Origin of the sequence: Desulfovibrio oxyclinae DSM 11498 (genome assembly GCF_000375485.1) — a bacterium.
Classification (GTDB): Bacteria; Desulfobacterota; Desulfovibrionia; order Desulfovibrionales; family Desulfovibrionaceae; genus Pseudodesulfovibrio; species Pseudodesulfovibrio oxyclinae.
Window position 1 is genome coordinate 43,510 of sequence record NZ_AQXE01000015.1, and the last position, 21,512, is coordinate 65,021.

A 21,512-nucleotide genomic window follows, 5' to 3' on the forward strand; every position below is an offset into this window, starting at 1 on the left:
TCCTCATCAACCCGTTCAGGCGGGTCGGTGCATCACCTTGCGGCGATAGTACGCCAGTACGAGACAGGTGAGCGGCAGAGCCAGCACCAGCCCGAGAAAGCCCAGCAGTTTCCCCCATACAGACAACGAAAGCAGGATCATCCAGGGCGAAAGGCCGAGGCTGTCGCCTTGAAATTTGGGTACCAGAAATCCGTCCTGAAGCGTCTGCACCACGGCGAAGATCAGCCCGACGCCGCCTAGTGCGGCCCAGAAGTTCCCGCCGGTGGCCAGCGCATCCAGCCCGGCCAGAATGAAGGCCGGAATGAGTCCCAGCGTCTGCAGGTAGGGGACCATGTTCAGCAGCCCGATGAACATGCCCAGCAGAACGGCCAGCGGCATTCCCAGAATCAGAAAGCCGATCGAGAACAGCACGCCCACGGTCAGCGCAATGAATGCCTGCGTGCGGAAGTAGCGATCCACGGCTCCGGTGAACTCGTCGGAGAACTCCCTGGCCGGGTTCTGCCACGAGGGCGGCAGCTGGTCGGTCCAGTGCTTGAGACGTTCGAAATCCGCCAGCAGGAAGATGAGGTACAGCAGGATGATCATGAGTCCGCCCACCGCCAGCATGGTGTCTGCGGTGCCGCTCACGAGGTTCCAGACACCGGGAAGCACTTTCTTGGCCGCCTCCTGAGCGGTGTTCAGAAAGCCGGATTCCGTCAGAAGCTCGCGGACTTCGGGGCGTTTCACGAAGTCCACCAGTGCCCTCCAGATGTCCTCGGGCAGATATTCCACGGCGCGTTGCGCCATGTTGGAGTCGTTCACCAGCGAAGTCAGCAACTTGCCGGTTCGGGCCACTTCGCGAATTGCCATGGGCACCGCGATCCACAAGGCGGTTCCGAGCACCACGAAAAGCGAGCTCAGCGTGAGGCCCACGGCAAGCTTGCGATTTTTCACCTTGTCTTGAACCCGCTCCACCAGCGGATTGACGAAATAGGCGAAGGCCAGAGCCGCCGCGAAAGGCAGCAGAACGTCGCTGAGCGTATCGAGAAGCAGCACGGCTCCCCATAACAACGCGGCGGTTATGCCGATGCGGACCACGCTGTCCAGAGTGTACTGTTTGTCGTTCTTGAACATGGGACGGAACCTCCCTTTAGCGATGGGATAGCAGGTGCGAAGGCAATTCTCAACCACAGCGGTAGGTTGCAATACCTGAATCCCGGTGGCATCCAGACGTCATGGAGGAGCTTTGAACAAACCGAGTCTACTTGCTCTGCTGGGCGTCTTTTTGAAGCTGGGAACTACCGCGTTCGGCGGCCCGGCAATGATACCCTACATCAAAAAAGCCGTGGTGGAACGCCATGGATGGCTTGATGAAAAGGATTTCAGCCTCGGCATGGGTGCCGCACAGCTCGTGCCCGGCGCGACCGCCATGCAGGTGGCTGCGTGGGCTGGACTGCGCATCCGCGGCACTGCCGGCGCCTTCGTGGCTTACCTCGGTTTCTCCCTCCCGGCCTTTCTGCTCATGCTCGGCCTGTCCGTTCTGTATTTCAAGGGCGCGGACCTGCCCCGCATACAGGCGGCCTTTGCCGGACTTCAGGTGGTTGTGGTGGCGCTGGTGCTCAGTGCCGCGTTCGATTTTGCCCTGCAGTATTGCGATTCCATCAGGGCGCGTCTGCTCGCCCTGGGCGCAGGTATCTGGCTGGCGTTCAAGGGCAACCCGGTCATCGCGCTCGTGGTGGTCTGCCTTCTGGCAGTGCCTCTTTTTCGCGAGCTCCCCGCCCTGCGTCCCGACGCACCGCCCGGCGGCAGGCGTGGCGGGTTTCTCGTGCCATCCTGCCTTGTTCTCATTGCCGTGGCCTGCTGGCTCGTATTGCGCTCCTACCTGCCTGAACTCGGTGGGCTGGCCGCGCTCATGGCCCGCATCGACCTCTTCGCATTCGGCGGCGGGTACGTCTCCGTGCCGCTCATGCTGCACGAGGTGGTGGAAGTGCGCGGTTGGCTGACCGAAGCAGGGTTCATGGACGGCATCGCGCTGGGCCAGCTCACCCCGGGGCCCATCGTCATGACCGCCACCTTCGTGGGATACAAGGTGGCCGGACTGGTTGGCGCCGCCGTGGCAACCGTAGCGGTTTTTACCCCCTCTTTTATCATTCTGCGCTTCATCGCTCCCGTATCCCGCCTTCTGGTGGCCTCACCCGTTGCCGCCAGAATGCTCAAGGGCAGCCTCATCGGCCTCGTGGGACTCATGGCCGCCGTAGCGGGAAGATTTGTCCTGAGCACCGACTGGACGGCTGTCTCGGTCGCCATCGCCGTGGGGGCATTCATTGCCCTCAGAATGCGGGTTGACGTGCTTCGTGTGGTGGTCTGCGGGGCCGCCGCTGCAACCTTTCTTTTGTAAAGGGGCAAAAGCTCACATGATTTCATTGACTTTTTCCATTTGCGGAGTGACAAAATAACTAATCCTCCCCGAAGTGGCGTTGCTTTCGGGGGCGGAGGCCGGACGTATCATTTCAACGAAACCGGGGGGTTTTCGTGATCAAGAACATGCCGTTCCAGTCCAAGTTGCTGATAGGGGTTCTTTCGGTGGTGGGCCTCGCGATCATTACCATGTCAACCATCACCTACATTCAGGTTCAAAGTTCGCTCACGGTTCTGGGCGAAACATCCATGGAGGCCTTCTCGGAGAGCATCTACCGCATGATGGAGATGCAGCAGTCCACGCTCGCGGACAAGGTCAAAGGCGACCTTTCCTACATGGATGCGGAGATCGAGGAAGAAGGGACACCGTATCTGGATCGAAACGATACCACGTCCATGACCATCGTGAACCAGATCACGGGCAAAACCGAGCGGGTGACCATCCCGAAGATGAAGATGGGCCTGAACACGGTGACGCAGAACTACGACGTCGTGGACAGGGTGCAGAAGCGCGTGGGCGGTACGGCAACCATATTTCAATTGCTGCCCGGAAAGCTGCTGCGCATCTCGACGAACGTGCAGAAGAAAGACGGCAGCCGTGCTGTGGGCACCTACATTCCGTCGTCCAGCCCGGTCTACAAGACCATAATGAAAGGCGAAACCTATTACGGCATCGCCTACGTGGTGAACGCGTGGTACCAGACCGGCTACAGACCGCTCAAGAACGCCTCCGGCGAGATCATCGGCGTGGTCTACGTGGGGCGCAAGATTCTTACCGACGAATTTCGCAAGGCCGTGGAAGCCGCAAGCATCGGCGGCGAAGGCTACGGATTCATTTTCAACCGCAAGGGAACCCTGATTCTGCACCCCAGCCTCGAAGGCAAGACTCTGGCCGACTATTCCTTCTGGTCCGACTTCAGCGAGGAAAAGGACGGCATCGTCAAATACGTCTTCCGAGGCGACGATAAGCAGGTCTTCATCAAGTATTTCGAGCCATGGGGCTGGAGTTACGGCTTCTCTCTCACCCAGACGGAAATGATGCACGGCGTGGACAAGAAGGTCCTTTACTGGAATGTCGGAATCGCCGCCGCAGCCTTGCTGGTCATCTCGCTGATTCTCGTGCTGCTTGTCCGCGTGGTGGTGCGCCCCCTGCGAGGACTCTCCGCCTTCACGCACAAGGTGGCGGAAGGCAACTACAATGCGGAAATAAGCTACCCCGCCCGCGACGCCATTGGCGAAACGATCGATGCCGTTCGGGACATGACCGCCGAACTCAAGACCAAGCTCGGCTTTGCGCAGGGGCTTCTCAGCGGCATTACCATTCCGTGCGTCGTGGTAGACATGGATGAACGGATAACCTTCATCAACCAGCAGGAACTTGACCTCTTCGACAAGCCCGGAAAGCCCGATGACTACATCGGACAACCCTTCGGCGAGTTCGTCTACGGCGATTCCAGTCAGAGGACCAAGCTGCACGAATGCCTGCATCAGGACAGATGCCTGCTCGGTGTCGAGACCTCCGGAAAAACAGAGAAGGGCAAACGGTACGACATCATAGTTGATTCGGCCCCCCTCAAGGATCTCGACGGCAAGATCATCGGCGGCTTCACCCTTATCAAGGACATGACCGCCATCAAGCAGGGCGAACGCCGGGCCGTGGCCCAGCGCGAGAACATCGTGAACATCGCGCAGGAAGCCGACACCATCTCGGAGCAGCTCTCCTCGGCCGCCGAACAACTCGCCGCGCAAGTCGAACAGGCTTCACGCGGCACCGACTTGCAACAGGAACGCGTGGCCGAAACATCCACCGCCATGGAACAGATGAACGCCACCGTGCTGGAAGTCGCCAAAAATGCCTCCGATGCCGCCGAAAACGCCGATAATGCCAAGCAGCAGGCGCAGGACGGAGCCAACATCGTGGAGCAGGTGGTTCGCGCCATCAACCGCATCGAAGCACGCTCCGAGCAACTCAGAAACAGCATGAGCACCCTCGGAGAACAGGCCGACGGCATCGGCACCGTCATGCAGGTTATAGAAGACATCGCCGACCAGACCAACCTGCTCGCGCTCAACGCCGCCATTGAAGCCGCCCGCGCAGGCGAGGCGGGACGAGGCTTCGCAGTCGTCGCCGACGAAGTCCGCAAACTGGCCGAAAAGACCATGGCCGCCACCAAGGAAGTGGGACAGGCCGTTCGGGATATTCAGGACGGTGCCAGAGAAAACCTCGAATCCACCGAAGAGGCCGTCGCCGCCATCACCGAAGGTACCGAACTCGCCGGAAAGGCCGGAGCCTCCATGACCGAAATCCAGGCGCTCGTGGAACAATCCGCAGATCAGGTCCGAAACATCGCCACCGCCGCGGAAGAACAGTCCGCCACCAGCGAAGAAGTCAACCGCGCCACGGACGAGATCAACACCATCTCCTCCGAAACCGCCCGAGCCATGCAAGAGTCGCGCGAAGCCATCGAATCGCTCGCCGCACAGGCCTCAAAACTGCAACAGCTCATCGAACGGATGCAGGAATAAACGAAGGCCTTCGTTTTCAACGACAGACAATACAGACAAGTAAAGGGCGGGCCCATGGGCCCGCCCTTTACTTGTGCCTCCGGCGGCCCTTCGGGTACCCTCCGGGGGCTTAAGAACCCTTTTGCAAAAGGGTTCTTAAGAATCTCCCAAAAACATTTGTGTTGCCAAGCCGCACTCGGCTTTCCGAAAGCTAAGGTGCGGAGGCGGCTTGGCGTATATGCTGACGGCGGTTTTTTAGCTCTGAGGGATATGACGAACCTAAGCAGCTCCAAACCGTGCAGCCATGACACATTGAACACAAATTCCCGTCAGCGGGTTTGCAGCTGGAACGCGAGTTATGCGGCCGCATGAACCCGGCAGCTGCAAGCCCGCTGACAACGCAGGGATTCCAAAGGGGGCCCGCCCCTTTGGTCCGCCTGAGGGGCCCGCCGGAGGCATTGTCGTTTATACCATTTGCAGGTTTCGGCCTGTTGGCCGACCTTCCTTTTTGCTTGCGCAGAAAAAAGAAGGCAAAAACTGCGCTTGTGGGGGAACGCCGCCGCTCTCGGCGAGAGGCTCTATGACGCGGTCACTGCTCCTGGAGAAATGTTTGTGCCTACAAACATCACCCGGACCTGCGTGACCGGTCAAAAGAGCCTCTATGCCTCGATCGGCATTGCTGCGGTACTTGGTTGGCGGGAGTAGAAGCTTTGTTGGAAGTNCAGGTGGGAAGTCTGTGGGCTGACGGAATCCCGCTTAACTCAGTTCTGCTANGGAAGCTCGTCAGCCAAGACGCACAGAACATAGATTCTCGTCAGCGGGGTTGCAGCTGGGACGCGGGTTGTGCGGCCGCATGACCCCGGCAGCTGCAAGCCCGCTGACAACTCAGGGATTCCAAAGGGGGCCCGCCCCTTTGGTCCGCCTGAAAGGCCCGCCGGAGGCACACCAAAAAGGGGCGCGGTAAAACCGCGCTCCTTTTTTCTGAAAAGATGGTGCTTCCTAAATGCCGAGTTCGTTCTTGAGGTACTGGAAGTCGATATTTTCTGCCACGAGGTCGGCGCCCTGTTTGATTTTGATGGCGTCGCGCAGTTTGTGGCGAGAGAGTATGGAGTCCATTTTCTTGGCGACGGAGTAGGTATCTTCGCGCACCATGATGATGGGTGTTTCGAGCACTTCGGAGCGGGTGAGGATGATATCGTTGGGGTAGAGGTTTCCTGTGAGCACGAGGCAGGGGCAGTCGCCTTCGAGGGCCACGAGCTGCACGTCGGAGCGGTCGCCGCCAACGATGATGGCGGAGTTTTTCTTTTTGCGGAAGTGGGTCATGAAGTTTTCGACCTGCATGGTGCCGATAAGGAAGCTTTCGACGACGCGATCCGCCTTGTTGTGTGCGGAGATGATCTTGCCGCCGAGGCGGTCTGCGAGGTCGCCTACCTTGATGGCGCCCATGAGGGGGTCTCTGGGGATGACGCCGAGGACCTTGATGCCGCGCCGTTCGAAGAAGGGTGCGAGCAGCTGGTTGACTTCTTCCATGAAGTGCGGGGGCACGTCGTTGAGGATGACGCCTGCGAGCTGGTCGCCGAGGTGTTCCTTCATCATGGCGAGGTAGTCGTATTTGAACTCTTTTTCGAAGCGGTCGATGATGACTGCCTTGATGCCGAGCTTCTTGATGATGGTGACGGCGTCGGTGTCGCAGTATTTGCCGGAGTACATGGAGCCGGAGCCTGCCACGAGGGTCAGGTCGCGGTCCTTGGAAATGTTCTGGTAGCAGTCGGCGATGCGGTCGGAGAGGCCGTCGATCTTGCCGGTGAAGGCTTTGACCTTGAAGTCCTGGGTGACCACGACGGGGGTGACCATTTCGGGATCCTGTTCGAGGCCGAGGATGTCCTGCACGAAGAGGGCGTCCTCGTCGCCGAGTTTGCCGTCGGATTCCACGGGCATGGCGCCGACGGGCTTCATGTAGCCGATGTTCAGCCCGTCCTTGAGGAGCTTTTGGCCGATGCCCATGACGATCATGTTCTTGCCTGAGTAACCGCTGGTGGAACCTATGTAGAGACCGGGCATTGCATGCATCCTTTGTTGTTTCGGTTGGCGCCGGATCAGTGCGTGGCGCTTTCCATTCTTTCAAGCATGTAGCGCATCAGTCGCGCGGTTGGCAAGGCTCGCCGAGCACGACGCGTATTCCGGTGACGAGTGCCCCTTCGGGACCGGCTATGACGGGGTCGAGTTCGGCTTCGAGCACTTCGGGGAAGTCGTTTGCGAACTGGGACATGGTCAGGACGATATCTTCGAGGGCCTTGAGATCGGCGGCCTTCTTGCCTCGTGCGCCCTGCAGCAGGGGGAACAGGCGGATTTCGCGGATCACGGCCTGTGCTTCCTGTACGGTGAGCGGGGCGATGCGGTAGGCTCTATCGCCGAGAAATTCCGCTGACGGGCCGGACATGCCGAATTCGAGCAGCGGGCCGAACTGCGGGTCCTGCTTGATGCGCACGGTGCATTCCGGGGCGTTTTCGGGGCCCATGGATTGAACGAAACAGCCGGAGACGTGCGCGTCCGGTCGGTTGCGGGTGGTGGCGGAGGTAATATCGAAAAAGGCCTGCCGCACATCGTCGGGGGTGTGCAGGGCGAGCCTGACGCCGCCGAATTCGCTGATGTCGCCCACGCCTTCGGCCACGAGCTTGAGAACTACGGGATAGCCGATTTTCTTGGCGTGCTTCACGGCCTGATCCGCTGTGCGGGCCAGCTTGGTTTCGGGCACGGGCAGTTCGTAGGCGTAGGCTACGTCAAAGGCCTGCGGACCGGAGATTTCGCTCAGGCCGATGTCGCGCATGGATTTGAAGACTTTCTCGGCCTTGCCCCGGTCGCGGCGGAAGCATATTTCCACCGGGTACTGCCGGGTCTGCCAGCGCCACTGGGTGTACATGGCGTCTGCGGCGGCAACGGCGGGCTCGGGATAAGCGTAGCAGGGAATGCCGGATTCGAGCAGGAAGTCGCGGCCCGGGCCGACTTTTTCGTCGCCCATGAGACAGGCGAAAAATGGTTTGTCGGAGTTTTTGGAGACCTCGGCGATGATCTGTGCGGTCTCCATGATCTCCGCGGATGCCGTCGGCGTGAGCAGCGCGAGGACGCTGTGCGTGGCCGGGTCTTCGGCCACGGCTTCCAGAGCGGCCTTGTAGCGGTCTGCGCCCGCGTCGCCGATGATGTCGATGGGATTGTAGAGGGCCGCGTAGGACGGCAGGGCTTCGCGTAGTTTCTCCAGTGTGGCGTCGGAGGGTCGGGGCAGTTCGAGATCCGAGTTCTCGCAGGCGTCAGCGGCGAGGATGCCGGGACCGCCGGAGTTGGTGACCACGGTCAGGTTCGGACCCTTGGGCAGCGGCTGTGTGGAGAAGGCACGGGCGAGATCGAAAAGCGAGTCGAGCCCGTCGGCCACGATGATGCCGGACTGTTTGAACGCAGCGGTGCAGGCGGCTTCGGATCCGGCCACGGCACCCGTGTGGCTGGAAACGGCGCGGGCACCTGCCTGCGTGACGCCTGCCTTGATCATGATGACGGGCTTGTGCCCGGTGACGCGGGCGGCGGCGTTCATGAAGTCGCGGCCGTTGTCGAGGGATTCGAGGTAGCCGATGATGACCGAGGTGGCGGGGTCGTCTCCGAGGGTCTCAAGGGCGTCGGCCTCGGTGATGCCGGCCTTGTTGCCGAGGCTCAGGAAGCGGGAAAAGCCGATGCCGTTCTCCAGCGACCAGTCGAGCACGGATGCGCAGAGGGCGCCGGACTGGGAGAAGAAGCCGATGTTGCCGGGCATGGGTGCGTCCTGCGCGATGGAGGCGTTGAGCCCGGAGGACGCGTCGATGATGCCGAGGCTGTTGGGGCCGAGCAGGGTGAAATTGTACCGCGCGGCCATCTCCGCCATTTTCAGTTCCAGTGCCAGCCCGTCGCGGCCGGTCTCGCGGAATCCGGCGGAGAGCACGGCTATGGCGCCCACGTGGGCATCGGCCAGCTCGCGCATGGCGTCGAGCACCTTGTCGCGCGGCAGGCATATGACGCCGAGGTCGGGCGGCCGGGGCAGGTCGGCACAGGAGGTGAAGACGGGCAGATCGCGGATGGTTCCGCCTGCGGGATTGACTGGAAAGATTTTCCCCTTGTATCCTGCGGCCTGCAGGTTGGCGACCACGAGGTTCCCCAGTTTCGAGGAACTGCGCGATGCACCCACCACGGCCACGGAGTCCGGGTGGAAAAGAGCTTTGGACCTGTCGACGGAAATCATCATAAATTTAGGATCTCTTGTGAATATATCATGTCTTGAGGCATCTATCCACTATCGTTTCAGCCAAGTCAAGCACGCGGAAACCGCGCTGACACACAGTTCCTACGCCAATGAGTCCGGCGGAGGCGACCATAACGAACGACTTGAGTATCTTGGAGATGCGGTGCTGGAGCTGTGCATTTCCGAAGAGGGATTCAAGCGTTATCCCGACGCTCCGGAGGGCATTCTTACGCGCATCCGCTCGGACCTTGTCAAGGAGGAAAGCCTTGCGGTCATAGCCAGAGGCATTTCCCTGCACGAGTATATCCTTTTGGGCAAGGGTGAGGAGCGCCAAGGCGGGCGAGACCGCGACGCGTTGCTGGCCGACGCGCTGGAGGCCCTGTTCGGCGCAATTTTCCTCGACGCGGGCTTCAATCGGGCGCGCGAGGTCATCCTTGCCATGTTCGAGACCCGCTGGCCGGAAAAGCCTATGCTGCCGGTCCGCAAGGACTACAAGAGTCGCCTTCAGGAAGTGACGCAGCGGCTGTTTCAGGACCGTCCCCTTTACGTATTGACCGGAACGCGCGGTCCCGAGCATCAGAAGATTTTCGACGTGGAGGTGACCATCCCCGACGGACGGACCTTCGACGGCTCCGGCTCCGGCGTGAGGCGCGCGGAACAGCACGCGGCCAGCCGCGCCCTTGAAGCGCTCGGGGAACCCTTCGACTAGGCGGACGCCACCGCCACCAGCCGCTCCAGCATGGTCAGCACCGAGCGCCATGCCTGCGGGCGGAAGTCGCCGTTTTCCAGCATCATGTGGGCGAGCCCGTTGAACGGGCGCATTTCTCTGGGACTCTCGGACCAGAAGGACTCGTTCAGCAGTTCGCCTTTTGCCACGCCATTGCGGAACTGCCTGCCGGTTTCGGACAGGTGGGAGAGCAGGCGTGTGGTTTCTTCCGGGGCCAGTTCCCGTGCCCGTCCCAGTGCTTTTTCAGGATGGTCTTGCGACCATAATCCGAAATGATGGCCGAAAAAGCCCTGCCAGAATCCCGAAAGCAGCCGGTCCTCGTCGGGGCGGCATTCAGTCTCGCACAGCGGCTCCAGATGATACAGGCCGTGCCCGTTGCGCGCGGTGCGGAACAGTTCCAGTCCGGGCAGGCGCATCCGGGCAAGCTGGTCGGCTCGTGCACCGCGGGCCATGCGGTGGGCGAGGGCGGCGATTCGCTTGGGGTCGAACGGGTCGCGGCATTCGAGGCTGTCCTTGACGCAGACCCAGCACCCCTTGGCGCAGTCCAGATCCGAGCGCAGCACGTAATGTCCGGGCTGGAACGGTCCGGTCTCCCACGGATTCACGTTGCCCATGCTCAGGTTCAGGCATTTGAGACCGGTCCACGCCGCCAGATGCATGGGGCCGGTGTCCGGGGTGATAAACAGAGCCAGCGTCTGGCCCACCGCGCCGAATTCGTCAAGGCCGAGCTTGCCGCAAAGGTTGAGCGCCGGGGCCTTGGCCAGTCGCTCCACTTCCCTGCCCAGTTCAATTTCGGCCGGTCCGCCGAAGAGCACCGGACGAAGTCCCCGATTGAGCAGGGCGAGCACCAGTCCGGCCCAGAAGCGTGCGGAGGGGCGTTTTGCCGGTTCGCTGGCTCCCAGAAAGAATCCTACCCGTGTCACATCGTCCGGCAGGGTGCGGGGGCCGTCGAAGCGCGTCTCGGCCATGCGTCGCAGCGGGATGCAGTCCAGCGCGTTCAGGTCGGCCCAGTGAAAGCGGTTGTAGCGGTTGTTGCGTACGAGCGAGCTACGATACATTTGCCAGTTGCCATGCACGTGGCGCACGCCCTGCGCATCCATGGACGGGCCGAATCGTTCCTCGGTTGCAAGGTCGTGGCATAGGCATGCGGCCTTTTCCTGAATGCTCAAATTGATCACGGCGCGGTACTGCCGCTTTTTGAGCACGTCCACACCGCTCCACGGGATGTACGTGACCTTCGGCGAGACGGGCATCAGGGGGCGGAAAAATGATTCCTCGGCCGCCACGAGAATCTCGCGGCCCGGATATTCGCGGCTAAGCCAGAGAAAGAGCGGGAACGACAGAATCAGGTCGCCCATGCGCTGCATCTGGAGCACGAGGACGGGTTTGTCCATGCGGCGCGTCTCCGTCTATCCGAAGGTTGCCCGCATATGTTCGATGAGCGAAGCCATGCGGTGGTCGTAGGTATGCTCTGCCAGAACCCGCCTGCGCCCTGCGTCCGCGATCCGTTGTCGGGCCTGCGGATCCGCGAGGTAGCGTTCCAGCAGTTCGGGTATTTCGTCCTTGGTGCGATAGGCGATCACTTCCGTGCCGGGCTCGAAGAGGTCTTCGAGTCCCATCCGGTCGTCGGTGAGCAGAAACGCTCCGCAGCAGGGCACGTCGAACACGCGCTGGTTCACGGCCCCCTTCATCTGGCGGCTGGTGCAGTTGAAGTTGATCTCGCTGACAGGGTAGAACGAGGGGAGGTCGTCGTAGTAGCTCAGTTCCTTGTGATACCGCCACCCCTTCACGTGCTTGAACAGTTCGGTCCAGCCCTTGTCGCCCACGAGTAGCGGGTTGAAGGGCATGGTCCGCGCGATGCAGTCGCGCCGGTACAGGCAGGTGGCCAGCCACGTGATGTAGGTCTCGTAGGCCAGCTTGCGGCCGGGCTCGATGGCATTCAGCTCGGCGCTCAGGTCGGGCCGGACGCGGGCGATGAACGCCCTTGCCGTGCGCTCCTTGGCCTCCACGAATTCCTCGGCCAGATCGAAGCTCGCCTCCACCAGTGAGAAGGAAGGTTGCGCCGCCACGAAGCGGCGTTCAGTCTTGGTCTTCATGGAATTGCCCACAAAGGACACGCGCGCCCGCCATTCGTCGGGAACGGAACGGTCGCCGGGCACGAAGCGTGTGGCGTCGCAGCCCAGAGGCAGATGATGGACGGTGTCGAAGCCGAAATCCGCCAGCGGGGCCACCGTATCCACGTCCCACGTGAACAGGGCCGTGCGGCAACCGGTAAGGTTTCGGTAGGTGTCCAGAATGAGAAAGGGGCTGTCCACAAACCATGAGGCAAGTGGAATATCCGCTTCGTCCAGCAGCTTCGCCAGCACGCCCTCGTGGTCCACGCCGAGGTGGTTCACCGTGAGTACGAAGTCCGGTTTGAAATCGTTCAGGGTGTCGCGGACCGTGGTCACGAAGGTGTCGAGGTCCATCTCCTTGGTCCCGAAATCCAGCAGCCTGCACGGCACTTCCAGCCTGTTCAGGGCTGCCAGCACCTCTCCGAGCAGAAAGTACTGGCTGGTCATAAGCAGGATTCTGGGCGGATTTTCAGGCAACTTCGGCGGGTTGTATCCTTCCGGGTAATTCATGATTTGAGGTGTACCCCCGCAGGCCCTATATGTCCATAGGTTGGGCGTAAAACCGACAGGAGGAAAAAGCTGCCTCCGTATGTGTGTTTGTAAATGTCTGTAATGTTATACAAAATTTTTGGCACGGTACTTGATTGCATCCGAGGCAAAGGAGTCCGAGATGCAGAATGTTCCCATCAGCGAGCAGCACAAGAATGCGGCCACCAAGTGGCAGTCCGAAGCGGTGAAGAACGTCAACGCCGACATTGGCGGCAATCTGTTTGACGAACTGCTTCTGAAGCAGGCCGAAGTGGTCAATGAGGATTGCGCCACCGCCACCGTGGCCGCCAACGACCAGATGGCCGAGACCGCTTCAAAGGCGGTTGACGACAGGGCCGAAGATTCGCGCGAGCATGAAGTGGGCGAATCTGCCGTTGAAGCGGCCGAAAAGGAGCGCGCGGAAAACCGTCAGGACGAGGTGCCGCCCAAAAAGGCCGCCGAGGAGCGCATGACCGAAGAGGATGTCCGCAATCTTGAGGAAGACCTCAAGGAATACGGGCTGTCCGAAGAGGAAATCCGCGACCTTGAAGAGCAGGCCGCCAGTGAGGAAGGCCTGACATGGGGCCAGTTCGTCGGTTTTCTCTCCCAGAAGATGCAGGGCATGAAGGGCGTTTCCCTGAGTGATGAACAGGTCAAGGGGCTCAACTCCTTCCTGAACAAGCTCGGTTTCGACGCCAAGGGCGCCGAAAAGGTCCTGAACATGCTCCGCAACGGCGACACCGAAAAGGCCCTCGACGCCATCCAGCAGAAGCTGGCCGCCATGGGCGACGATGCCAACATCAAGCTCGACAAGAACGAGATTGAAGCATTCGTTTCCGCCATGAGTCTCTCCAAGGAGGCTTCGGCCAAATTGCGCGAACTCATGGGCAAGGCTCAGGCTCCCAAGGACCTGCGTGAAGCGTTTGCCGGACTCCGCGACGAGCTCGACCGCATGGACGCCAAGGATGTCAAGCTGGTCCGGGCCGTGAGCGATGCCCTGAAGGAAGCCACTGACGAAGGGAAGAATCAGGGCCACGCCGCCAAGCATCTCGGCGCCGACGTGGACATGCGCCAGCGTCTGGCCATGAACGAGCGCGGCAACAACGGCGGCATGAACGCCAACACCGGACAGAAGGACAGCCGCGACGCGGCCATGGAGTCCTTCATGCAGCAGTCCGGCGAGGGCGAGAGCGAAGGGGACGACTTTTCCTCTTGGAAGTCCTTCTTCTCAAGACTTCGCGAGGATCCCACCGGCGGCGGCCAGAGCCGTCTGCGCAACGCGGTGAAGACCTCCAACGAGTTTGCTGCGGCGCAGAACAGCGCATCCGCCAAGAGCGATACCGCCCAGACCATGACCGAGCGCACCGCCGCTCCGCGCATGGCCAAGCAGGTGGAGAACGCCTTCATCAAGAATCTTGGGCAGGGCAACAAGCAGCTCACCGTCCAGCTGAATCCCGAAAATCTGGGCAAGCTGCACGTGGTGCTCCAGAGCCGTGGCGACGAAGTCCGTGCCGTAATCCGTGCCGACAACCCCGAAACCGCCCGCATGCTCACCGACCAGCTGGAGAGCATCCGCAACTCGTTGCAGGAGCAGGGGGTCAAGGTTTCCCGGCTGGAAGTTCAGACCGGGCTTGGCGGAAGTCAGGACGGCATGAACTGGTTTGGTGAGCAGGGGCACAATATGGCGAAAAATCAGGAAGAAGCTGCAAGACTGCGCGATCGGATGCGCATGATGCGCGGCGATGCCGAAGCTTTGGCACGGGATGTGAACAATCCTGAGCAACGGGCAAATCTTACCCAACAGGGTCTGCACGTGGTTGCCTGATTCAGGAGGAAGAAATCATGTCGTACGTTGATACCGGTCATATTCTCGGTTCTCAGGAGCGCCGTCTGGCGGAAGCCAACACTCCTCAGAAGGAATCGGACATCAGAAAGGATGATTTCCTGACGATTCTGGTTGCGCAGTTGACGCATCAGGATCCGATGAACCCGATGAAGGACACCGATATGACCTCGCAGCTTTCCGAGTTTTCCCAGCTCGAACAGCTGACGAACATCAACACCGGCATCGAGTCCATGATTGCCTCCCAGACCAAGAACGACATGTTCGATGCGGTTGGCTACATGGGCAAGGACGTGACCGCCCAGGGCTACAAGGTGAGCAAGGGCGACGGTGAAGTCGCCAAGATTTTCTATGGAGCCGGCGAAGCCGTCTCCAAGATCAAGCTGAACATCTACGATCAGGACGGCGCCATTGTGCGCACCGTCGAGATGGGCAGCAAGCAGGCAGGTTCCTACGAATATGAATGGGACGGCCGCAACGACGCGGGCGAGGAAGTCCCCGACGGCATCTATTCCGTCGGCATCCTCGCCGAAGACACCAACGGCGAACCGGTCATGATGCAGACCGAGATCGCGGGCAAGGTGTCCGGCGTCGTCAACGAGCAGGGACAGGTCTTCCTGCGTCTCGAAGACGGACGGTACATCAACTTCGCCAACGTCAAGGAAGTCGTTGACCCCGCAAAGGTCGATGAATCCGCCGACGGTGGCGACGGCAGTACCGGAAGCGACGGAGAAAGCGGAAGCGACGGGGATGCTTCCGCGGACGCGTAGGCAGATCGAACAGAAGGCATAATCGGAGAACCTCAGGAGGTTTACCATGGGTCTTACCGCATCGCTGTATTCCGGCATTACGGGCCTCAACGTCAACGGGGAACGGATGACGGTCATCGGCAACAACCTTGCCAACGTGAACACCACAGGCTTCAAGGCGTCCCGGATGCATTTCGAGGACCTCATGAGTCAGGACGTTTCCACGGCCAACGGCTTCGGTCAGGTGGGTCGCGGAGTTCGCGTGGCGGCAGTATATTCCGACTTCGGACAGGGCGCTTTCGAGTCCACTTCCGAAACCACGGACATGGCCATCTCGGGCGAAGGCTTTTTCATGGTCTCGCCGAAAACCACGGACGAGGATCTGTACACCCGCGCCGGAGCGTTCCGCTTCGACAAGGACGGATATCTCGTGGACCCGCATGGTTACGTGGTGCAGGGATGGGAAGTGGAGCGGTCCACCGCATCGGTGGCGAGCGCGTCCGTGTCCAACCTGGCGCAGACCGCGTCCACGCGCATCGTGGGAACGCCCACCGATGTGCGCATCGAGAATTTCCAGTCACCGCCGCAGGTGACCACCAACATCAACATGGTCAGTAACCTCGACCCCACTGCGGGGGACAGGACCACCGGCGGCACCAACCCGGGCGAGAGCCCCTACTTCGCGCTGCAGAATGCATGGAACGGCCAGAACGAGCCGCCCCTTGCCACGGGCGGTTACGGGTACAGCTCCACCATCAAGGTTTTTGACGAAGTGGGCGCGCCGCACAACGTCACGGCGTATTTCGACCAGGTCACCCTCTCCAATGCGGGTGGCGACACGGTTTGGGAATACATCGTGACCTGCCAGCCGAACGAGGACGGCCGCATTCTTTCCGGCCAGAACGGTCTGAGTACCCAGATGGCGAACACTTCTGCCGCAGGGCTGCTCATGGCAGGCACCATGACCTTCCGTCAAGGTCAACTGGTGGGGCAGAGCGCCTTCACGCTCAAGAGCAACGGCGGTTCCGACCCCAAGTCGCTGGATGACTGGTCGCTGGCCGACATGTCCGTCAACGGCTACCCGCTGTTCACCGCCAACTTCCTCGGCATCTCCAACGCCAGTGCCACCAACCGGCCGGACGCCAACCCCATCGAAATGAACTTCGGCCTGCGCGCCAAGAACCTTTCGAGCAACGGCGGCATCCCGCACAGCCTCGGCTGGGATACCCAGATCGGCAGCCTGCCTTCCAACGCGGCAGCCATGACCACGAGCATCAGCAACACCGGTCGCCTGCCCAACATGAACAACGTGGAAATATCGGCGCTGGCAACGCAGAGCTTCGATACCGGCGGCTCGTCCACCATCTTCCAGAGTCAGGACGGCTACGCCGCAGGCGTGCTCCAGAACATGTCCGTCTCCCGCGACGGTGTCCTCTCCGGACGCTACTCCAACGGGCAGGTCATCGAGCTGTACGCCGTGACGCTGGCGACCTTCTCCAACAAGTGGTCCCTGCGCCGCGAGGGCGGCAACCTGTTCTCCGAAACGCGCGACTCCGGTCCGGCGCTCACGGGACAGGCAGGCGCCGCGGGCAAGGGCACCGTGGACGGCAACTCGCTCGAAATATCCAACGTGGACATGGCAAACGAGTTCGTCCGCATGATCTCCACCCAGCGGGGCTTCCAGGCCAACACGAAGGTCATCACCTCCGCGGACTCCATGCTCAGTGAAGTCATCGCCATGAAGCGCTAAACAGACCCATGACGAAGAAGCCGTAAACGACGGACTCCTTCTCCGATGCCGCCTCCGTCTCCCCGCGGGGGCTGATAGAAAGCGGGCCTTCCGGATTCCCCAACCGGAAGGCCTGCATTTTTGTGCCATGCGGGGCATCCGTGCGCACCCCTTTTCTACCCTTTTGCACCTCCCCGAAACGTCCTTGCCGCAGGGGCGCTGGTGAGCGTCAAAAGCTGCCGGGTCACGGCGCTTTCCGATCGGAATTTTCTTCCCGTCACAGGCCGCCGAAACACTGACGCAAAGGCGGCCGATTTTGCCATCCGGCCGGAATAACTGTCTTTTCTAGACTTTGTTTACAGGGTTAGTGGCTTGAAAATATTGAACAAACCCCTGTTGGCACGCGAGATGCTTAAAGAGAGCCAAATGGATTTGCGTAACAACAAGGAGGTTACCGATGTCTCTCGTTATTAACAACAACCTGATGGCCATGAACGCGGCCAGAAACCTTTCGGACGCTTACGGCAACTTGTCCACGTCCACTCGCAGGCTGTCTTCGGGTCTGCGCGTCGGAACCGCTGCCGACGACGCCGCGGGGCTGGCCATTCGCGAGCTGATGCGCTCGGAAATCAACTCCATCAACCAGGGTGTGCGAAACGCGAACGACGCCATCTCGATGATCCAGACCGCAGACGGAGCGCTGCAGGTCATCGACGAAAAGCTCATCCGGATGAAGGAACTGGCCATGCAGGCGTCCACCGGTACGTACAACTCCGACCAGCGTCTGATCATCGACTCCGAGTATCAGGCCATGTCTTCGGAAATCACCCGTATCGCCAACGCCACCGACTTCAACGGAATTTACCTGCTCAACGGAAACCTGTCCGGTCTGGAATCCCAGCACGACGGTTCCGGTCTGAGCGCCACGGGTCCGCTCAAGGTCCACTTTGGTACCAGTAACGACTCGGCGGAAGACTACTACTACATCAAGATCAATGGTGCGAGCGCCTCCGCGCTCGGTCTCGGTCACTCTGCCGCAGACAAGACCACCAACCCCAATGCGGGTAAGACCGTGTCCACGCAGGAACTCGCGCAGCAGGCCATGGATGCCATCAACGACGCGATCATTTCCAAGGACAAGATCCGCGCCGGTCTCGGTTCCCTGCAGAACAGGCTGGAAAATACCATCACCAACCTGCAGATTCAGGCTGAAAACCTTCAGGCTGCGGAGTCCCGCATTTCCGACGTCGATGTGGCGAACGAAATGACGCAGTTCGTCCGCAACCAGATTCTGACCCAGTCGGCAGTCGCCATGCTGGCTCAGGCAAACTCGCTGCCTCAGATGGCCATGCAGCTCATCGGCGGGTAATACCGCTAGCGACAGACGAGGGGAAATCGGAAGCCGAAGTGGCGCAGGAAGCGCCCTTCGGCTTCCGTTTTTTTGTGGGATCCGACCGGGGTGCCGCGTCAGCGGCTCAGAAGAAGAGACGCGTCAAAGTCGTACAAGGCGTAGCGGACCCGGATCGCACTCCCGGCGAACCGACGGGCATTATCCGTCGCGCGTCGGGCGAGGCTCTCCAGCAGGGCGGGGAACGCGTCGCTGCCCTTGAGCATGTCGAAGACCTGACGGGCGGTGTTCGCCCCTTCGATGGCACCGAGCATGTCCGCCGGGACGCCCGCTTCCCTGCAATGGTCGGCAAGAAGCCCGAAGTCCACGGGATGCGTCTTGGCGTGAGTGTACTCCAGCCCCTGTGCCTGCTTGACCAGTTTACCCGGAAACACCGCCCACCATACTTCCTGAAATGACCGCAAGGCCGCTTCCTGCATGGAAAAGGCGAAGAAGTCGGCAGCCTGTACCAGAGCTTGTTCCGAGGTGTCGGGATGATGCATCAGGTGATATTTCTCAGAACGGCGACCGGTGGTGAAGACCGGAACCAGCACGCCGGTGGCGCGGGCCACGTCCAGCGCTTCGCGGATCGAGGCCTTCCACGAGTCGTGGGAGTATGGCTTGACGATGCCCTGCGTGCCGAGGATGGAGATGCCGCCGGTTATACCGAGCCTCGGGTTCATGGTGGCCTTGGCCAGCCGTTCGCCCTCGGGCACTTCAATGGTGATCGCAAGGCCTTGCGTTTCCTGCTCGGCAAGAACTTCCCGGACCGAGGCCAGAATCTGTTCGTGCGGGACCGGGTTGATGGCGGGGTTGCCGACAGCCACGGGCAGGCCCGGAAGCGTCACGGTGCCCACGCCCGTTCCACCCCTTATGATGACGTCCGTATCGGCAAACGAGACCACGGCGTGAATTTCTTGGCCGTCGGTGACATCGGGGTCATCACCAGAATCCTTGACCACCACGGCGCGCGCGGCGGAGCCTTCCATGCGGCAGTCGTGCAGCGGCACTTCGATGCGCCCGCCGCCGGGCAGGGGGACGTCCACGGATTCCGGCCGATTGCCGGACAGCAGCAGGACAGCCGCGGCTTTTGCCGCGGCCGAGGCGCAGGTGCCGGTGGTGATGCCGGTGCGCAGTGCGGTCATGTATGGATGGTCCTTATTTGACCTTCTTGGGCGGTTCGTACATGTGCACGCTCGCCAGCCGTGCGATGTTCTCGATCATGTTGCCGAAGATCAGCGTATGGAACGGGTAGACCGCGTACCAGTAAAGCAGCCCAAACAGGCCGCGCGGCATGAAGCTGGCGTTCATGCGCAACTCGACAGCCTTTTCCCAGAGCGGTTCGATGCGAAATTCAAGCAGCGCTTCGCCGGGAAGGCGCATCTCCGCCTTGAGGAGCAGCCGCTTCTTGTCTCGTACATCCNCCACGCGCCAGAAGTCGAGGGCGTCGCCGATGCGTACGGAGTCCGGGTCGGTCCTGCCGCGCCGCAGTCCCGGGCCGCCCAGCAGCCGGTCCAGAAATCCCCGGAACCGCCACAGCGGATCACCGAAATACCAGCCCGCTTCGCCGCCGATGTGCTCGATGACATCCCAGACCTTATCCACGTCGCCCTGAAGCCGGGCCACGTATTTGTCGCGAAAGACCGTGCCGCCCGCGTAGGAGGCGTCGCCCTCGGCGGACCATTCCGGAACGCAGGCGTCGCCGGTGTCGAAGCAGTGGGTGTCCACCTGCATCTGATTGGTGCGGGCGATGGCGAACTTGATGGCGTCGCGGCAGGAGACGAGGTCCTGCGGAATCATGTCGCGGATGCGGTTGTCGCGGCAGATGACCTCGTTGGCAAGCCCTTCCGCCAGCGGCCGGGCCAGCCCCATGGGCACCGGGGTCACGAGGTTGATCCAGTACGAGGAAAGTCTGGGTGTCATGACGGGCAGGGAGATCAGCCGCTGGCGGCCCAGCCCCGCTTCCTGCGTGTAGATCTGAAACAGTTCGGCATAGGAAAGAATGTCCGGCCCGCCGATGTCCAGCGTCTGGCCGATGGTCTCCGGGGTGTCGAGGCAGCCCGCGAGGTAGCCGAGTACGTTGCGGATGCTGATGGGCTGCGCCTTGGTGTTGACCCAGCGCGGGGTGACCATCACGGGCAGCCGGTCGCACAGGTAGCGCATTATCTCGAAGGACGCAGAGCCGGAGCCGAGGATCATGGCAGCGCGCAGGATGGTGGTGTCGGCGCAGCCGAGCTTGAGGATGCGGCCCACTTCGGCACGCGAGCGCAGGTGATGGCTCAGTTCCGGGCCGTCCTGCGATTCTTCGCCGAGGCCTCCGAGGTAGATAAACCGCTTCAGTCCCGCCTCGTTGGCCGCTTCCACCGCGTTGTAGGCGGCTTCACGGTCCGCTTCGGCAAAGTCGTGCTTTGCGGACATGGAATGGACCAGATAGTACGCTGTTTCGCACCCCTGCATGGCTTTGCGCAGGCTTTCCTCGTCAAAGAGGTCGGCTTCTACCGCTTCGAGGTTCTCATGGTCGCCCCACGAGCGCGCGGTGATCTTGGCGGTGCTGCGCCCTGCCGCACGAACCTTCCAGCCTCTGGCAAGCAGCATGGGCACAAGCCTGCCGCCCACGTAGCCGGTGGCGCCGAGCACCAGAACCGGCGGTGCGTCCTTGGTTTCGCTCACACTATTCCCCCAGGTATTCCTTGCGGGTTATCCAGCCGCGTTCGCGCATGCACTTTTCCCACGCGGAATAGGACTTCTCGTGCTCGACGAAGTCCACTTCGTCGCGTTGCATCTCGTCGTCGTACTGTGGCTCGCGCTGGCCCACCTCGTTCATCTGCGGATGCTGCTCTTCGGCGAAACGGTGACAGATCTTGCTGTCCTGTTCGAAGATGGCGTCCTCCTTGCGCGGGTTGGAGATGTTGGGATTCACCCAGTCCTTGCCGCAGCCGCTCAGGGCGAAGGCGGTCAAAAGCAGTGCGCAAAGGGGCAGAATGGAACGGTGTCGGGTCATGCTTCGCCTCCAAAGGGTCTTGAAATTACGATAATGCCGGAAAACAATACTTTCGCAATGATTTCTATTTGTCAGGGAACCTCTCGGTGCACAGCTCACCGGCCGCGCCCCAGTTCTCCTTGGAGACCTCGTCGATGATCACGGTCACGGCTTCGGGGGGACAGCCCAGAATCCGGCAGGTCTCGCGCGTGGTGGACTCCACGAAATCGCGCTTGGTCTCCTTGTCGAGTCCTTCCCATGTTTCGAGCCTGAGAATCGGCATAGCTCCCCC

16 protein-coding genes are annotated in these 21,512 nt (G+C 61.1%); 7 read left to right on the plus strand and 9 right to left on the minus strand.

Translation table 11 applies throughout. From position 1 onward, the window contains the following. Window positions 1–15 precede the first annotated feature (15 nt). The gene (locus tag B149_RS0114515; protein WP_018125894.1) at window positions 16–1,113 is read right to left on the minus strand and encodes an AI-2E family transporter; all 1,098 of its coding nucleotides are present in this window, start codon (window positions 1,111–1,113) and stop codon (window positions 16–18) included. 112 nt (window positions 1,114–1,225) lie between these two features. On the opposite strand from B149_RS0114515, the gene chrA reads away from it, so the two are divergent. Beyond that, the gene (gene chrA, locus B149_RS0114520; protein WP_026167639.1) at window positions 1,226–2,377 is read left to right on the plus strand and encodes a chromate efflux transporter; all 1,152 of its coding nucleotides are present in this window, start codon (window positions 1,226–1,228) and stop codon (window positions 2,375–2,377) included. Window positions 2,378–2,511: 134 nt separating this feature from the next. Then, window positions 2,512–4,923: a Cache 3/Cache 2 fusion domain-containing protein gene (locus tag B149_RS18955; RefSeq protein WP_018125896.1), complete on the plus strand. Its 2,412-nt coding sequence runs from the start codon at window positions 2,512–2,514 to the stop codon at window positions 4,921–4,923. A gap of 978 nt (window positions 4,924–5,901) precedes the next feature. Here B149_RS18955 and B149_RS0114530 read toward each other — a convergent pair. Next, window positions 5,902–6,963 carry a phosphotransacetylase family protein gene (locus B149_RS0114530; protein WP_018125897.1) on the minus strand — a complete coding sequence of 354 codons (1,062 nt, stop codon included), beginning with the start codon at window positions 6,961–6,963 and terminating at the stop codon, window positions 5,902–5,904. A 76-nt stretch (window positions 6,964–7,039) separates the two neighbouring features. Then, window positions 7,040–9,166 (minus strand): acetate--CoA ligase family protein, encoded by a 2,127-nt coding sequence (locus B149_RS0114535; RefSeq protein WP_018125898.1) that lies wholly within the window; start codon window positions 9,164–9,166, stop codon window positions 7,040–7,042. A 16-nt stretch (window positions 9,167–9,182) separates the two neighbouring features. Here B149_RS0114535 and rnc point away from each other — a divergent pair, with 16 nt between their 5' ends. Continuing rightward, window positions 9,183–9,872, plus strand: coding sequence for a ribonuclease III (gene rnc, locus B149_RS0114540; protein WP_026167641.1), 690 nt, complete (start codon window positions 9,183–9,185; stop codon window positions 9,870–9,872). Here the strand turns inward: rnc and B149_RS0114545 are convergent. After that, window positions 9,869–11,284, minus strand: a complete 1,416-nt coding sequence (locus B149_RS0114545; protein ID WP_018125900.1) for a glycosyltransferase family 9 protein — start codon at window positions 11,282–11,284, stop codon at window positions 9,869–9,871. The genes rnc and B149_RS0114545 overlap by 4 nt on opposite strands. Before the next feature lie 15 nt (window positions 11,285–11,299). Continuing rightward, the gene (locus B149_RS0114550; protein ID WP_018125901.1) at window positions 11,300–12,514 is read right to left on the minus strand and encodes a CgeB family protein; all 1,215 of its coding nucleotides are present in this window, start codon (window positions 12,512–12,514) and stop codon (window positions 11,300–11,302) included. Between the two features lie 160 nt (window positions 12,515–12,674). Here B149_RS0114550 and B149_RS0114555 point away from each other — a divergent pair, with 160 nt between their 5' ends. From B149_RS0114555 to B149_RS0114570, 4 genes are all read left to right on the plus strand, one after another. After that, window positions 12,675–14,357: a flagellar hook-length control protein FliK gene (locus B149_RS0114555; RefSeq protein WP_018125902.1), complete on the plus strand. Its 1,683-nt coding sequence runs from the start codon at window positions 12,675–12,677 to the stop codon at window positions 14,355–14,357. Between the two features lie 17 nt (window positions 14,358–14,374). Next, on the plus strand, window positions 14,375–15,145 hold the full coding sequence (locus B149_RS0114560) for a flagellar hook assembly protein FlgD (RefSeq protein ID WP_018125903.1): 771 nt from the start codon (window positions 14,375–14,377) through the stop codon (window positions 15,143–15,145). A gap of 46 nt (window positions 15,146–15,191) precedes the next feature. Then, window positions 15,192–16,874 carry a flagellar hook protein FlgE gene (locus B149_RS0114565; protein ID WP_018125904.1) on the plus strand — a complete coding sequence of 561 codons (1,683 nt, stop codon included), beginning with the start codon at window positions 15,192–15,194 and terminating at the stop codon, window positions 16,872–16,874. Window positions 16,875–17,310: 436 nt separating this feature from the next. Further along, the gene (locus B149_RS0114570; RefSeq protein ID WP_018125905.1) at window positions 17,311–18,222 is read left to right on the plus strand and encodes a flagellin N-terminal helical domain-containing protein; all 912 of its coding nucleotides are present in this window, start codon (window positions 17,311–17,313) and stop codon (window positions 18,220–18,222) included. A gap of 98 nt (window positions 18,223–18,320) precedes the next feature. Here B149_RS0114570 and cbiD read toward each other — a convergent pair whose 3' ends face one another. The 4 genes from cbiD to B149_RS0114590 form a co-directional block, all read right to left on the minus strand. Next, the gene (cbiD, locus tag B149_RS0114575) at window positions 18,321–19,385 is read right to left on the minus strand and encodes a cobalt-precorrin-5B (C(1))-methyltransferase CbiD (protein ID WP_018125906.1); all 1,065 of its coding nucleotides are present in this window, start codon (window positions 19,383–19,385) and stop codon (window positions 18,321–18,323) included. 13 nt (window positions 19,386–19,398) lie between these two features. Then, the gene (locus tag B149_RS17455; RefSeq protein ID WP_018125907.1) at window positions 19,399–20,910 is read right to left on the minus strand and encodes an SDR family oxidoreductase; all 1,512 of its coding nucleotides are present in this window, start codon (window positions 20,908–20,910) and stop codon (window positions 19,399–19,401) included. Between the two features lies 1 nt (window position 20,911). Beyond that, window positions 20,912–21,241 carry a hypothetical protein gene (locus B149_RS0114585; RefSeq protein ID WP_018125908.1) on the minus strand — a complete coding sequence of 110 codons (330 nt, stop codon included), beginning with the start codon at window positions 21,239–21,241 and terminating at the stop codon, window positions 20,912–20,914. Window positions 21,242–21,305: 64 nt separating this feature from the next. Continuing rightward, window positions 21,306–21,503 carry a tautomerase family protein gene (locus B149_RS0114590; RefSeq protein WP_018125909.1) on the minus strand — a complete coding sequence of 66 codons (198 nt, stop codon included), beginning with the start codon at window positions 21,501–21,503 and terminating at the stop codon, window positions 21,306–21,308. Window positions 21,504–21,512 lie beyond the last annotated feature (9 nt).